Origin of the sequence: Cellulomonas sp. SG140, from assembly GCF_025770785.1 — a bacterium.
GTDB lineage: Bacteria > Actinomycetota > Actinomycetes > Actinomycetales > Cellulomonadaceae > Cellulomonas.
Map to the genome: position 1 here is coordinate 453,273 of NZ_JANZLA010000003.1, position 13,639 is coordinate 466,911.

Consider the following 13,639-nt stretch of genomic DNA (forward strand, 5'->3'; position numbering starts at 1 on the left):
GCGCGTCCGGCGTCAGGCCAGGGCGATCAGGTCCAGGTAGTCCGGTCCCCACAGGTCCTCGGCACCGTCCGGCAGCAGCAGCACCCGCTCCGGGTTCAGCGCCGCGACGGCACCCTCGTCGTGGCTGACGAGCACGACCGCGCCCGCGTAGCCGCGCAGCGCCGCGAGGATCTCCTCGCGTGACGCCGGGTCCAGGTTGTTGGTCGGCTCGTCCAGCAGGAGCACGTTGGCGCTCGAGACCACCAGGGCCGCGAGCGCGAGCCGTGTCTTCTCCCCGCCGGAGAGCACGTTCGCCGGTTTGTCGGCGTCGTCCCCCGAGAAGAGGAACGAGCCCAGCACCGAGCGCACCTGCGTGTCGGTCAGGTCGGGAGCCGCCGAGCGGAGGTTCTCCACCACGGTGCGGGACAGGTCCAGGGTCTCGTGCTCCTGGGCGTAGTAGCCGAGCTTGAGGCCGTGACCAGGGCGGACCTCGCCGGTGTCGCTCGGCTCGAGGCCGCCGAGGATCCGCAGCAGCGTCGTCTTGCCCGCGCCGTTCAGACCGAGCACGACCACCTTGGACCCGCGGTCGATCGCCAGGTCGACGTCGGTGAACACCTCGAGCGACCCGTACGACTTCGACAGGCCCTCCGCCGTCAGCGGGGTCTTGCCGCACGGCGCCGGGTCGGGGAAGCGCAGGTGCGCCACCTTGTCGGACGCACGCACCTGCTCGAGGCCGGACAGGAGCCGCTCCGCACGCTTGGCCATGTTCTGCGCGGCGACCGCCTTGGTCGCCTTCGCGCGCATCTTGTCGGCCTGCGCCAGGAGTACCGCCGCCTTCTTCTCGGCGTTGGCGCGCTCCCGGCGGCGGCGCTTCTCGTCCGTCTCCCGCTGCGTCAGGTAGGCGTCCCAGCCGAGCGCGTACTGGTCGATCACGCCGCGGTTCGCATCGAGGTGGAACACCTTGTTGACGCAGGCGCGCAGCAGCTCGGCGTCGTGGCTGATGACGACGAACCCGCCGGAGTAGGCCTTGAGCCAGTCGCGCAGCCAGGCGATCGAGTCGGCGTCGAGGTGGTTGGTCGGCTCGTCGAGGAGGAGCGTCTGCGCACCGGAGAACAGGATGCGGGCCAGCTCGACGCGGCGCCGCTGGCCGCCCGAGAGCGTGCCGAGGTGCTGCGACAGCACCCGGTCGTCCAGGCCCAGGTTCGAGGTGATCCGGTGGGCCTCGCTCTCCGCGGCGTACCCGCCCGCGGCGGTGAACCGGGCCTCGAGGCGGGAGTACCGCTCCATCGCGGTCTCGCGGGTGGCGTCGTCGGCGCTGGCCATCGCGCCCTCGGTCTCCCGCATCGCCCGCACCACCTCGTCCAGCCCGCGGGCGGACAGCACACGGTGCAGCGCCAGCTGGTCGGCGTCCCCCGTGCTCGGGTCCTGCGGCAGGTAGCCGATCTCACCGCCGCGGGTCACCTGACCACCCGTGGGCTGCCCCTGACCGGCGAGCACGCGGGTCAGGGTGGTCTTGCCCGCGCCGTTGCGGCCGACGAGGCCGATCCGGTCACCGGCGGCGACGCGGAAGCTGGTGGGCTCGAGAAGGACGCGGGCGCCGATGCGCAGCTCCACGCCCTGGGCGACGATCACTGGTGGGTTCCTCCGACGACGGGCGCTCGGGCCTTGGGCCGGGGCACAAACGCCCGCCAGTCTACGACCGGCTAGCGTGACCGAGGTCCGAACAGCCTCCCCCGCCGGTGCCACCGACCGGACCAGGCCCGGACCACGACTGCCGGACGCTCGACGCGTCCGACCACCCGACCCTGACGACCGGAGCAGCCGATGTCCAGCGGATTCCCCAGCCCGACGCCCGACGACGCCGCGACCGGAGGTCGGGCCGCGGACGGGCTGACCGCCCTCGGCGGGCCGCGCGAGGCCCTCCTGCCGGCGCCTGTCGCGCGACGCTCCCCCGCCGGTGACGTCGCCCTGGTCGGGGTGCTCGCGGCGTTCATCGCGGCCTGTGCGGTGCTGCCGCCGATCCCCACGGGAACGGCCGTGCCGATCACGCTCCAGACGTTCGCCATCACCCTCGCGGGACTGCTGCTGGGTGCGCGTCGAGGTGCACTGGCGGTCGCGCTCTACCTCGTGGTGGGCCTGGCGGGCGTCCCGGTGCTGGCCGGTGGCACCGGGGGCATCGGCGTGCTGGCTGGTCCGACGGTCGGCTACCTGGCGGCGTTCGTGCCCGCCACCGCGCTGACGGGGTGGTTCGCCGGAGCGGCGCGCAAGGCCCGACCGGCGAGCCGGTTCCTGGTGCTCGCCGCGGCCGGGGTGGCCGCCACCTGGCTGGTCGTCCGGCCGCTCGGCATCGCCGGCCTCGCCTGGCGCACCGGCATGTCGGTGCGGGCGGCGTTCGTCGTCGACCTGCGCTTCTGGCCCGGTGACCTGATCAAGTGCCTGCTGGCGGCGGCCGTCGCCGCGGCGGCGCTGCGGGCGTTCCCGGACCTGCTGCGCGACCGGCGGTGATCGAGCTCGACCGGGCGGAGGTGACCGTCTGGAGCCCCGATCCGGTCAGCGGTCGCGACCGCACCGTGCGGATCCTCGGTCCGGTGACGCTGTCGCTGGCCGAGCGCAGGGTGGCTGTGGTGGGTGCGAACGGCTCCGGGAAGTCCACCCTGGCCCGTCTGATCGACGGGCTGGTGCTCCCCTCCGCCGGCACGGTGCGGGTCGACGGTCTCGACACCGCGCACGACGGCGCGGCGGTGCGCCGCCGGGTCGGCTTCCTGTTCACCGACCCCGACGCCCAGGTGGTGATGCCGACGCCCGCGGAGGACGTGGCGCTCTCGTTGCGCCGGACGGTGGGCAGCACCGCGGAGAGCCGCTCGGCAGCGCGCGCCTGGCTCGACCGGTTCGGCCTCGCGGCCCACGCCGACCTGCCGGTTCACGTGCTGTCCGCCGGCCAGCGGCAGCTGCTGGCGCTGGCCGCGGTGCTGGCCACGCAACCCGCGGTGCTGGTGTGCGACGAGCCGACCACGCTGCTCGACCTGCGGTGGCGGCGCGTCGTGGACCAGCTCCTCGACGCCCTGGAGCAGCAGGTGGTGCTGGTCACCCACGACCTCGAGGCGGCCGCCCGCGCCGACCGCGTGCTGGTGGTCGACGAGGGGCAGCTGGTGCACGACGGTCCGCCCGCCACCGCCCTGGCGGCGTACCGGGCGCTGATGAGCGGGGTGCCGCGGCCCGCCGCGGCGCACGCGCCGTGAGGCGCGGCCGACGGGACGGCTGGACGGGACCGCTCGGCCTGTACGTCCCCGGCACCAGCCCGCTGCACCGTCTGCCGGTGTGGGCGTCCCTGCTCGGCACCGCGGTGTTCACCGCGGCGGTCGTGCTGGTGCCCGGTGTGCCGGCCGCGGTGACCGGGGTGCTCGTTGCGTGCGGCGCCGCCGCGGTCGCCCAGCTGCCGTGGCGGCGGCTGGTGCTCGGCCTGAGGCCCGGCCTGGTCGCGGCGGCGTTCGTCGGCCTGGGACGCTGGTGGACCGGCGGCGCAGCAGCCGGCGTCGCGGGGGCGCTGGACCTGCTCGCCGTGGTGCTCGCCGGCGTCGTGCTCGCGGCGACCACCCCGGCGGACGAGCTGGTGAGCACCGTGGCCGGGGCCACCACGCACCTGAAGCGGTTCGGAGTGCGGCCCGGATCGGTCGGCCTCGGGGTCGCGGTCATGCTGCGCTCCGTCCCGGTCCTGGTCACCGTGCTCGGCGAGTCGGCCGACGCCGCCCGCGCCCGCGGGCTCGACCGGTCACCACGCGCGCTCGTGGTGCCGGCCGGGGTGCGCACCGTCGCGCACGCCCGACGGGTCGGCGAGGCGCTCGCCGCTCGCGGGCTGCCGGACGACTGAGTCGGTCGGCACCGGCGGCGGATCATCCGGTGGCCGGAGGACGGGTGCCGGGTTAGCGTCCCCGCGTGACGTTCCACGAGGGCGGCGACTTCGAGGGTGGCCGGGTGCAGAGCCGCGGACCCGGACGCGGGATCGAGATCGGCGGCGGCATCACCGGACTGGTGGTCGTGGTGCTGGTGACGCTGCTCAACGGCGGCAACCTCGGCGACGTGCTGGACGCGGTGGGCGGTGGGTCGCAGTCCGGCGGCACGTCCCAGGGCACCACCATCCAGCGCTGCTCGGCGGAGCAGGCGAACACCCAGCGTGACTGCCGGCTCTCCGCGACCGTGCAGGGCCTGGACGCCTACTGGCAGCAGACGCTGGCCGCCCAGGGCACGCCGTTCAGCCAGCCGCCGGTGGTCTCGTTCACCTCGCAGACCAGCACCGGCTGCGGCACCGCCTCCAGCGCCACGGGGCCGTTCTACTGCCCGACGGACCGGACGGTGTACCTCGACCTCGGCTTCTACGACCAGCTGCAGAGCCAGTTCGGGGCCGAGGACGGACCGCTCGCGGAGATGTACGTCACGGCCCACGAGTACGGGCACCACGTGCAGAACCTGCTCGGCACGATGGGCAGGACCGACCACCAGGGCACCGGCGCGACGTCCGACTCGGTCAAGCTCGAGCTGCAGGCCGACTGCTACGCCGGCATCTGGATCGGCCACGCCGCGACGACCAAGGACCCCCAGACGGGGGTGGTCTTCCTCGACCCCGTCACGCCGCAGCAGCTGTCGAACGCGCTGGCCGCGGCGCAGGCCGTGGGCGACGACCACATCCAGCAGCAGTCCGACGGCGGGGTCGACCCGGACACGTGGACCCACGGATCGAGTGCCCAGCGCGAGAGGTGGTTCACCACCGGGTACCAGAAGGGCACCCTGGCCGCGTGCGACACCTTCTCGGCGCCGAGCCTCTGACAGCACCTCTGACAGCACCCTGACGCGCCGGGATGCAGAGAGGCGCACGGTCACGCGGGGACGACGACGCCCCCACGACCGGCGTCGCAGGGGCGTGCCGACGCGGCGGTGTCAGATGTTGAAGCCGATGGCCCGCATCTGCTCGCGCCCGTCCTCGGTGATCTTCTCCGGGCCCCACGGCGGCATCCACACCCAGTTGATGCGGAAGGCGTCGACGATGCCGTCGAGCACCTGGGCCGTCTGGTCCTCGATCATGTCGGTCAGCGGGCAGGCCGCCGACGTCAGCGTCATGTCGATCGTCGCGGTGTTGGTCTGGTCCACCAGCACGCCGTACACCAGCCCGAGGTCGACGACGTTCACGCCGAGCTCGGGGTCGATCACGTCGCGCATGGCCTCCTCGACGTCGGCTGCGGTGGCCGGCTCCGTACGGGCGCCGGGGTTCTGGTCGATGCTCATGCGTCCTCCTGGGTACGGGCGCCGGACAGGATGAGGGCGTCGGACATGGCGACCCAGCCGAGCAGGGCGCACTTGACGCGGGCGGAGTAGCGGGAAACGCCGGTGAACGCCGCGGCGTCGCCCAGCGCCTCCTCGGCGGCCTCGTCGTCCAGGCCCGCGCCGCGGGACTGCATCAGCGCACGGAACGAGTCGTGCAGCGCGTCCACCGTGCGCAGGTCCTGGCCGACGACGAGGTCGTGCAGCACGGACGCCGACGCCTGCGAGATCGAGCAGCCCTGGCCGTCCCAGCGCAGGTCGCGCACCACCGGAACGGGGCCGCTGGTGTCCACGTCGACCCGGACCGTCAGCTCGTCGCCGCAGGTCGGGTTGACCTGGTGGGACACCCCACAGGCGTCGGCGTGCTCGGCGATCGCCACCGCGACGGTGCCCGACCCCTCGGGCAGACCGCGCCCGTGCGGGTACTTCGCGTGGTCCAGGATCACCTGCTGGTACAGCTGTTCCATCGAGCCGGAGCTCACTGGTCACCTCCGTGTCGGTGGACGCGCGCGTCGTCGTCCGCACCGAAGAACGCCCGGACCCCCGCCAGCGCTTCCCGGAACACCTCGATCTCCGCCTCGGTGGTGTACACCGACGCGGTGGCGCGCGCCGTCGCGGCCACGCCGAAGCGGCGGTGCAGCGGCTGGGCGCAGTGGTGACCGACGCGCACGGCGACGCCGGCGTCGTCCAGCACCTGCCCGACGTCGTGCGCGTGCACGCCGTCCACCACGAACGACACCGTGGCGAGCCGGTCCCGGTTCTCCGTCGGGCCGATCACCCGCGCGCCGGGCACCGAGGCGACCGCGTCCAGCAGCAGCCCGGCGAGCTGCCGCTCGTGCGCCGCCACCGCATCCATGCCGAGCTCCGCCAGGTAGTCCGCCGCGACCCCCATGCCGACGGCCTGGGCGACCATCTGGGTGCCGGCCTCGAACCGCTGCGGCGGCGGCGCGAAGGTCGTCTGCTCCATGGTGACCACCTCGACCATCGACCCGCCGGTGAGGAACGGCGGCAGGTCCGCCAGCAGCTCGCGGCGCCCGTACAGGGCGCCGACACCGGTGGGGCCGAGCATCTTGTGACCGGAGAAGGCGGCGAAGTCCACCCCGAGCGCATGCAGGTCCACCGGCAGGTGCGGGACGGACTGGCACGCGTCCAGGACCGTGAACGCACCGACCTCACGCGCGCGGGCGACGAACGCCTCGACCGGCGTGATCGCCCCGGTGACGTTCGAGGCGTGCGTGAACGCCAGCACCCGCGTGCGCTCCCCGACCACCGTCGCGAGGTCGTCGAGCCGGATGCGGCCGTCGTCGTCCACGCCGAGCCAGCGCAGGGTCGCCCCGGTCCGCGCCGCGAGCTCCTGCCACGGCACGAGGTTGGCGTGGTGCTCGGCCTCGGTGACCACGATCTCGTCGCCCGGGCCGAGCGCGAAGCGCCGTGCCGCCGCCCCGCCGCGGCCGAGGCTCGCGTTGGACATCGCGTACGCGACGAGGTTGATCCCCGCGGTCGCGTTGGACGTCCACACGAGCTCGTCGGCCGCCACGCCGACGAACGTCGCGACGCGCGACCGGGCGTTCTCGAACGCCTCGGTCGCCTCCTCGGCGAGCTGGTGCGCACCGCGGTGCACGGCGGCGTTCCGCTGCGTGTAGAAGTCCTCCTCGGCGTCGAGCACCACCTCGGGCTTCTGCGAGGTGGCACCCGAGTCGAGGTACACCAGCGGCCGCCCGTCGCGCAGGGTGCGGGACAGCAGCGGGAAGTCCGCCCGCACCGCGGCGAGCTCCTCGGGGCTCAGCGTGCGGGTGGCGTCCAGCGTGCTGGTCATCGGTCCTCCGCTCGGACGGTCGGCTGGGTAGGCAGGTGCAGGCCGGGCTCAGACGAGCGGGGCGCCCTGGGTGAAGCGGTCGTAGCCCTCGTCCTCGAGCCGGTCGGCCAGGTCGGAGCCGCCCTCCTCGGCGATGCGCCCGTCGACGAAGACGTGCACGAAGTCGGGGCGGATGTACCGCAGGATCCGGGTGTAGTGCGTGATCAGCAGCACGCCGACGTCCGTCTTGCTCGCCACGCGGTTCACGCCCTCGGACACGATGCGCAGCGCGTCGACGTCGAGACCGGAGTCCGTCTCGTCGAGGATCGCGAACTTCGGTGCCAGGAGCTCCATCTGCAGGATCTCGTGGCGCTTCTTCTCGCCGCCGGAGAAGCCCTCGTTCACCGAGCGCTCGGAGAACGCCGGGTCCATGCGCAGGTTGTCCATCGCGGTCCGCACGTCCTTGACCCACGTGCGCAGCGCCGGAGCCTGACCGGAGACGGCCGTCTTGGCCGTGCGCAGGAAGTTCGACACCGAGACCCCCGGCACCTCGACCGGGTACTGCATGGCCAGGAAGAGGCCGGCGCGGGCGCGCTCGTCGACCTTCATCGCGAGGACGTCCTGGCCGTCCAGCGTCACGGAGCCCGAGGTGACGTGGTACTTCGGGTGACCGGCCAGCGAGTACGCGAGCGTGGACTTGCCGGAGCCGTTCGGCCCCATGATCGCGTGGGTCTCACCGCTGTTCACGGTGAGGTCGACGCCACGGAGGATGGGCTTGGGCCCTTCCTTGGTCTCGACGCTGACGTGCAGGTCGGAGATCTGCAGGGTGGACATGGTTCTCCTCGTTCTCAGAGCGGGGCGTCGACGTCGACGAGCACCTGCTCGCCCTCGACGGTCAGGGGGTAGACGGGGACGGGCCGGACGGCCGGCGGGGACAGCGGCTTGCCGGTGCGCAGGTCGAAGCGTGAGCCGTGCAGCCAGCACTCGATCGTGGCGCCCTCGACCTCGCCGTCGGACAGCGAGACCTGGCCGTGCGAGCAGATGTCGCTGATGGCGTGCAGCTCGCCGTCCTCGTCACGGACGACGGCCACCTCGACCGTGCCGTCGGCGCCCTCGAGCTCCACCCGCAGGGTGCCGGCGACGGGCACGTCCGAGGCCAGGCAGACGCGCTGAGCGCTCATGCCTGCTCCGCCTCGGCGGCCGCCTCGAGGACGACCGCACCGGACGCCGCCAGCTCGCGCTCGATCGAGGCGAGCAGGCGGTCCTCGATCTCGGGGACGCCGATCTGGTGCAGCACCTCCGCGAAGAAGCCGAGCACGACCAGACGTCGCGCATCGACCTCGTGGATGCCGCGCGAGCGCAGGTAGAACAGCTGCTCGTCGTCGAACCGACCGGTCGCGCTGGCGTGGCCCGCACCCTCGATCAGACCGGTCTCGATCTCGAGGTTGGGTACCGAGTCGGCACGCGCGCCGTCCGTGAGCACCAGGTTGCGGTTGAGCTCGTACGTGTCGGTGCCCTCTGCCTGCGCCTGGATCAGCACGTCGCCGACCCACACGGCGTGCGCGCCCTCGCCCTGCAGGGCGCCCTTGTAGGTCACGCGCGAGCGGCACGACGGCACCGCGTGGTCGATGAACAGCCGGTGCTCCTGGTGCTGGCCGGCGTCGGCGAAGTACAGGCCGAGCGCCGTGACGTCACCGCCCTCGCCGACGAACTCCGCGTCGGGGGTGATCCGGACGACGTCCCCGCCGAGCGTGACGACGATGTGCCGCACGGTCGCGTCGCGACCGATGCGCAGCCGGTGGGCGGCGTCGTGCACCGAGCCCGGCGCCCAGTCCTGCAGCGACACGACGGTGAGGTGCGCACCCTCGTCGGCGACGATCTCGACGGTCTCCGCGAGCGCTGCCTGACCGACGTGGTCGATCACCACGGTGCCCTGGGACATCGGCTCGGCGTGCACCAGCAGGTGCGCCGCCGTCGGGTCCGTGGACGAGCCCTCGAGCACCACCGAGGTGACCTGGGACGCCACGGCCTCCCGCGGCAGCGTCACCACCGTCGAGCGGGGGAAGGACGCCCACGAGGCGGCCGCGATCCGGTCGCCGGGGCGGCCTGCGCGGCCCAGCCGCTCGTCGTCACGCTCGACGATCTCGACCCGCACCTCGGGGCTCTCCACCACGGTGGTGAGCACGCCGTGGCCGGTCAGCACCCCGCCGTCGGCCGCGACGAGGGGGGCCAGGCGGTCCATCGGCGAGAACCGCCACTCCTCCTCGCGGCCGGTCGGCACGGGGAAGTCGGCGACGTCGAAGCTGGTGCGCCGGGCGGCGCGGCTCGTCTCGGGGACGGTCGCCACACCGTGGCTGTGCGCCTGGTCGGCGACCGCCCGCGAGTGGTCGGTCGACAGCCCGGCGGGCTCGTTCGTCGTGGTCGTCATCAGCCGACGGCACCTTCCATCTGGAGCTCGATGAGGCGGTTGAGCTCGAGCGCGTACTCCATGGGCAGCTCACGGGCGATGGGCTCGACGAACCCGCGCACGATGGTCGCCACGGCCTCCTGCTCGGGCAGGCCTCGGGACATCAGGTAGAACAGCTGGTCCTCGCTGACGCGGGAGACCGTCGCCTCGTGGCCCATCGTCACGTCGTCCTCGCGGACGTCGACGTACGGGTAGGTGTCCGACCGCGAGATCTGGTCCACCAGCAGCGCGTCGCACAGCACCGAGGACCGGGAGGCCTCGGCCCCCTCGAGGATCTGCACCAGGCCGCGGTACGAGCAGCGGCCACCGCCGCGTGCCACCGACTTGCTGATGATGTGGCTGGACGTGTTCGGCGCGGCGTGCACCATCTTCGAGCCGGTGTCCTGGTGCTGGCCCTCGCCGGCGAATGCGATCGACAGCGTCTCGCCGCTGGCGTGCTCGCCCATCAGGTAGACCGCCGGGTACTTCATGGTGACCTTGGAGCCGATGTTGCCGTCGACCCACTCCATCGTGCCGCCCTCGGCGACCGTCGCCCGCTTGGTGACCAGGTTGTACACGTTGGTCGACCAGTTCTGGATGGTCGTGTACCGCACGCGGGCGTTCTTCTTCACGATGATCTCGACCACCGCGGAGTGCAGCGAGTCGCTCTGGTAGATCGGCGCCGTGCAGCCCTCGACGTAGTGCACGTACGAGCCCTCGTCCGCGATGATCAGCGTCCGCTCGAACTGGCCCATGTTCTCGGTGTTGATCCGGAAGTAGGCCTGCAGCGGGATGTCGACGTGCACGCCCGGCGGCACGTAGACGAACGAGCCTCCCGACCACACCGACGTGTTCAGCGACGCGAACTTGTTGTCCCCCGGCGGGATCACCGAGCCGAAGTACTGCTCGAAGATCTCGGGGTACTCCTTGAGGCCGGTGTCGGTGTCGAGGAAGACGACACCCTGCTTCTCCAGCTCCTCCTGGATCTGGTGGTACACCACCTCGGACTCGTACTGCGCGGCGACGCCGGCGACCAGGCGCTGCTTCTCCGCCTCCGGGATGCCGAGCCGGTCGTACGTGTTCTTGATGTCCTCGGGCAGGTCCTCCCAGCTGGCGGCCTGCTTCTCCGTCGACCGGACGAAGTACTTGATGTTGTCGAAGTGGATGCCGGAGAGGTCGGCGCCCCAGGCGGGCATCGGCTTCTTGTCGAACAGGCGCAGGGCCTTCAGCCGCGTCTTGAGCATCCACTCCGGCTCGTTCTTCAGCCGGGAGATGTCGCGGACCACGTCCTCCGACAGGCCGCGGCGCGCGCTCGCGCCGGCCACGTCCTTGTCGTGCCAGCCGTAGCCGTAGGTGCCGATCGAGGCGATGGCCTCGTCCTGCGTCAGCTGGGTCGAAGGCGTGGTGATCGGCTCCGTGGGTGCGCTCATGCTGTCGGTCCTTCCGTCGCGATCACGGGGGTGGTCGGTGCTGCTGGGACCCGGCGGGTGCCGGTGGGGATGCTGGTGGTGCAGACGTGGCCGCCGGAGGTGAGGGTGGCCAGACGCTGGACGTGCACGCCCAGCAGGTGGCCGAACGCGCGGGTCTCCGCCTCGCACAGCTGGGGGAACTGGGCCGCGACGTCCTGCACGGGGCAGTGGCCCTGGCACAGCTGCACGGCCTCCGTCCCGGGCACCGGTCGTGCCGACGCCGCGTAGCCATGGTCGTCCAGGGCGCGCGCGAGCGCCTCCGCACGGGCCGCGACGTCGGTCCCCGCGGCATCCACGGCGGGGGCGATCTGCCGTTCGAGGTCGCCCACCCGCTCGGCCGCGAACTGCTCGACCGCCTGCGCCCCCGCCGCGCTGGCCAGGAACGCGAGCGCCTCGGCGGCGATCTCGGCGTACCGGTGCTCCAGGTCGTGCTGACCGCGAGAGGCGACGACGAATCGGCGGGCCGGGCGACCGCGCCGTGCCGGGGCGGTCCCCGCCGCGGTGTGCGGGGCGATCTGCCCGCGCTGCTCGAGCGCCGTGAGGTGGCGACGCACCCCAGCTGCAGTGAGGTCGAGGGACGCCGCGAGCTCCGCGGCGCTGATCGGGCCGTCCGTCGCGATCAGCTCGAGTACCCGCTGACGGGTCCGGGTCTCCAGGTCGTCCACGGCGCGGCTGGGCGCACCGTCGACGGGCGCAGCGACGGGCAGCAGGCTGCTCATGCGCACACCTCCAGGGGAGACTCGCACCGCTCCGGCGCGCACGGCGCCGGGCGGGACGTCCGGAGCGGCGGGTTCGTCGCTCCCGATATCGGCAACATCGTTGTTGCCAAAATACATCCCGGCAAGCAAGGCTCACCTTCCTCGTCCGCGATGCGACCGCCCAGCGGCCGACCGCGCGCACGACCGCGCAGGTCAGGCGCCCTTGGCGTCGCCGTACGACGCAGCGACGCCGACGGAGAGCGGGAACTCGACCGGGAAGTCGCCGAACAGCAGCCGCCCGGCGGCCACCGCGGCCGCGCGGACCTCCTCGAGCACCGCGGGCGCCAGGGCCGTAGGCGTGTGGACCACCAGCTCGTCGTGCAGGAAGTAGACGAGGTGCGGACGCGCGGCGAACGGCTCCGCCGCGCGGCCGACCACAGCCGTCTGGCCCATCGCCCACAACCTGCGTCGGGTCTCGGCGATCCACGCCAGCGCCCACTCCGCTGCCGTGCCCTGCACGACGAAGTTCCTGGTGAACCGGCCCCAGCCCCGGCTCACCGCGCGCGCCCGGGACTCCTCCCCCGCACCGGCTTCGTCGGACAGCGCCTCGACCTGGGACCGGGCCCAGGCCTCCCCGGGGCGCGGCGAGCCGCGCCCCAGCAGGGTGGTGACCACCTCCCCGCGCTCGCCCGCGCGAGCGGCCGCCTCGACGTACGCCAGGGCGTCCGGGTACGCCCGGGCGATCCGCGGCAGCACCGCCGCGCTCGCGCCCGTGGTGCCGCCGTAGAGCGCGCCCAGCATGCCGACCTTCGCCAGCGCCCGCTCCGGCACCACCCCGGCCGCCACCATGGCGGCGTAGAGGTCGTGGCCCCGGCCGGCTGCGGCGAGCTGCTCGTCGTGCGCCAGCCCGGCCAGCACCCGCGGCTCCAGCTGCGCCGCATCAGCGACCACCAGGCTCCACCCCTCGTCGGCACGCACGGCTCCCCGCAGGTGACGCGGCAGCTGCAGCGCACCGCCGCCGCTGCTCCCCCACCGGCCGGTGACCACCCCTCCGACCACGTACTCGGGGCGGAACCGACCGTCGTGCACCCAGCTGTCCAGCCACGCCCAGCCGTTGGCGGTGTGCAGGCGCGACAGCCGCTTGTACTCCACCAGCGGTGCGACAGCCGCGTGGTCAAGGCCCTCGAGCTCCCACTTCCGGGTGGAGGTCACGGGCAGCCCGACGCGGCGCAGCGCACGGAGCAGGTCCGGCTGCGAGTCGGGGTTCAGCGCCGGTGCGTCCAGCTCCGACCGCAGCTGCTGCGCGAGCTGCTCGAGACGACGGGGACGCTCGCCGGCACGCGGACGTGGCCCCAGGAGCGAGCGGAGCACCTCGTCGTGCACCCCCGGGTCCCACGGCACACCGGCATGGCGCATCTCCGCCGCGGCCAGCGCACCGGCCGACTCGGCAGCCAGCAGCAGCCGCAACCGTGCCGGTGGGGCGGCGGACCCCACGGCGTCGTCCTGCGCGGTGAGCTCGGCCAGGCAGGTCTCCTCGTCGATCGGCCGCTCGGCCCGGCCCTCCTCGAAGAGCGTCCCGGTGGAAGGCTCGGGCTCGGCCGGAGCCGGCGCGTCGAACGGGCCGGCGGCGGCGGTCGCCAGCGGCGAGGTCGCGGCTGCCGGTGCGAGCCGCAGGACGCGATGTGCGAGCCGCAGGTCCAGGCAGCGTTCGACCCGCACCCCGTCGGCCAGCAGCCCGGGGTACAGGGCCGACGTGTCGCTCCACACCCAGCGCGGCGCCGACTCGCGGCCGACGAGGCCGTGCGGCACCTGCTCGTCCACCCGGCGCACGCGTGCGGTCGTCCCGTCGGAGCGCCGGGTGACCAGGAGCAGCACGCGACCACCCTGCCGCACACCACCCACGCGGCGCGCGGTCCGCCACCGCCCGTGGCGGAGGCCT

The 13,639-nt window shown here is 73.3% G+C and carries 14 protein-coding genes; 4 read left to right on the top strand and 10 right to left on the bottom strand.

Annotation, left to right across the window (positions count from 1 at the left end; genetic code table 11):
* Positions 1-12: 12 nt before the first annotated feature.
* On the bottom strand, positions 13-1,611 hold the full coding sequence (abc-f, locus tag N0B34_RS08545; RefSeq protein ID WP_263730925.1) for a ribosomal protection-like ABC-F family protein: 1,599 nt from the start codon (positions 1,609-1,611) through the stop codon (positions 13-15).
* Positions 1,612-1,803: 192 nt separating this feature from the next.
* Between abc-f and N0B34_RS08550 the strand changes: the two genes are divergently transcribed.
* From N0B34_RS08550 to N0B34_RS08565, 4 genes are all read left to right on the top strand, one after another.
* On the top strand, positions 1,804-2,484 hold the full coding sequence (locus tag N0B34_RS08550; protein WP_263730926.1) for a biotin transporter BioY: 681 nt from the start codon (positions 1,804-1,806) through the stop codon (positions 2,482-2,484).
* Complete coding sequence (locus N0B34_RS08555) at positions 2,481-3,218, top strand: energy-coupling factor ABC transporter ATP-binding protein (protein ID WP_263730927.1); 738 nt, start codon at positions 2,481-2,483, stop codon at positions 3,216-3,218. The genes N0B34_RS08550 and N0B34_RS08555 overlap by 4 nt, the downstream gene beginning before the upstream one ends.
* Complete coding sequence (locus tag N0B34_RS08560) at positions 3,215-3,847, top strand: energy-coupling factor transporter transmembrane component T family protein (protein ID WP_263730928.1); 633 nt, start codon at positions 3,215-3,217, stop codon at positions 3,845-3,847. The genes N0B34_RS08555 and N0B34_RS08560 overlap by 4 nt, the downstream gene beginning before the upstream one ends.
* Before the next feature lie 65 nt (positions 3,848-3,912).
* A complete protein-coding gene (locus tag N0B34_RS08565; RefSeq protein ID WP_263730929.1) occupies positions 3,913-4,800 on the top strand; it encodes a neutral zinc metallopeptidase in 888 nt (295 codons plus the stop codon).
* 111 nt (positions 4,801-4,911) lie between these two features.
* Here N0B34_RS08565 and N0B34_RS08570 read toward each other — a convergent pair whose 3' ends face one another.
* The 9 genes from N0B34_RS08570 to N0B34_RS08610 all read right to left on the bottom strand — a co-directional run bounded on the left by N0B34_RS08570 (position 4,912) and on the right by N0B34_RS08610 (position 13,575).
* Positions 4,912-5,256: a metal-sulfur cluster assembly factor gene (locus tag N0B34_RS08570; protein ID WP_263730930.1), complete on the bottom strand. Its 345-nt coding sequence runs from the start codon at positions 5,254-5,256 to the stop codon at positions 4,912-4,914.
* Positions 5,253-5,759, bottom strand: coding sequence for a Fe-S cluster assembly sulfur transfer protein SufU (sufU, locus tag N0B34_RS08575; protein WP_263730979.1), 507 nt, complete (start codon positions 5,757-5,759; stop codon positions 5,253-5,255). Before sufU ends, N0B34_RS08570 begins: the two co-directional genes overlap by 4 nt.
* 11 nt (positions 5,760-5,770) lie before the next feature.
* Entirely contained in the window at positions 5,771-7,108 is a 1,338-nt protein-coding gene (locus tag N0B34_RS08580) for a cysteine desulfurase (RefSeq protein ID WP_263730931.1), read from the bottom strand.
* A 48-nt stretch (positions 7,109-7,156) separates the two neighbouring features.
* The gene (sufC, locus tag N0B34_RS08585) at positions 7,157-7,921 is read right to left on the bottom strand and encodes a Fe-S cluster assembly ATPase SufC (protein WP_263730932.1); all 765 of its coding nucleotides are present in this window, start codon (positions 7,919-7,921) and stop codon (positions 7,157-7,159) included.
* Between the two features lie 14 nt (positions 7,922-7,935).
* The gene (locus tag N0B34_RS08590; RefSeq protein WP_263730933.1) at positions 7,936-8,268 is read right to left on the bottom strand and encodes a non-heme iron oxygenase ferredoxin subunit; all 333 of its coding nucleotides are present in this window, start codon (positions 8,266-8,268) and stop codon (positions 7,936-7,938) included.
* Positions 8,265-9,515 carry a Fe-S cluster assembly protein SufD gene (gene sufD / locus N0B34_RS08595; protein WP_263730934.1) on the bottom strand — a complete coding sequence of 417 codons (1,251 nt, stop codon included), beginning with the start codon at positions 9,513-9,515 and terminating at the stop codon, positions 8,265-8,267. Before sufD ends, N0B34_RS08590 begins: the two co-directional genes overlap by 4 nt.
* Complete coding sequence (gene sufB, locus N0B34_RS08600) at positions 9,515-10,963, bottom strand: Fe-S cluster assembly protein SufB (RefSeq protein ID WP_263730935.1); 1,449 nt, start codon at positions 10,961-10,963, stop codon at positions 9,515-9,517. Before sufB ends, sufD begins: the two co-directional genes overlap by 1 nt.
* Positions 10,960-11,721 carry a helix-turn-helix transcriptional regulator gene (locus N0B34_RS08605; protein WP_263730936.1) on the bottom strand — a complete coding sequence of 254 codons (762 nt, stop codon included), beginning with the start codon at positions 11,719-11,721 and terminating at the stop codon, positions 10,960-10,962. The genes sufB and N0B34_RS08605 overlap by 4 nt, the downstream gene beginning before the upstream one ends.
* A gap of 192 nt (positions 11,722-11,913) precedes the next feature.
* Entirely contained in the window at positions 11,914-13,575 is a 1,662-nt protein-coding gene (locus tag N0B34_RS08610; protein WP_263730937.1) for a bifunctional 3'-5' exonuclease/DNA polymerase, read from the bottom strand.
* Positions 13,576-13,639: the final 64 nt, after the last annotated feature.

What these genes read in the sequence shown, in the direction of transcription:
- sufU (WP_263730979.1), bottom strand. Translation starts at nt 5,759, where the DNA reads ATGGAACAGCTGTACCAGCAGGTGATCCTGGACCACGCGAAGTACCCG.
- N0B34_RS08570 (WP_263730930.1), bottom strand. Translation starts at nt 5,256, where the DNA reads ATGAGCATCGACCAGAACCCCGGCGCCCGTACGGAGCCGGCCACCGCA.
- sufB (WP_263730935.1), bottom strand. Translation starts at nt 10,963, where the DNA reads ATGAGCGCACCCACGGAGCCGATCACCACGCCTTCGACCCAGCTGACG.
- N0B34_RS08580 (WP_263730931.1), bottom strand. Translation starts at nt 7,108, where the DNA reads ATGACCAGCACGCTGGACGCCACCCGCACGCTGAGCCCCGAGGAGCTC.
- sufD (WP_263730934.1), bottom strand. Translation starts at nt 9,515, where the DNA reads ATGACGACCACGACGAACGAGCCCGCCGGGCTGTCGACCGACCACTCG.
- N0B34_RS08605 (WP_263730936.1), bottom strand. Translation starts at nt 11,721, where the DNA reads ATGAGCAGCCTGCTGCCCGTCGCTGCGCCCGTCGACGGTGCGCCCAGC.
- sufC (WP_263730932.1), bottom strand. Translation starts at nt 7,921, where the DNA reads ATGTCCACCCTGCAGATCTCCGACCTGCACGTCAGCGTCGAGACCAAG.
- N0B34_RS08550 (WP_263730926.1), top strand. Translation starts at nt 1,804, where the DNA reads ATGTCCAGCGGATTCCCCAGCCCGACGCCCGACGACGCCGCGACCGGA.
- N0B34_RS08590 (WP_263730933.1), bottom strand. Translation starts at nt 8,268, where the DNA reads ATGAGCGCTCAGCGCGTCTGCCTGGCCTCGGACGTGCCCGTCGCCGGC.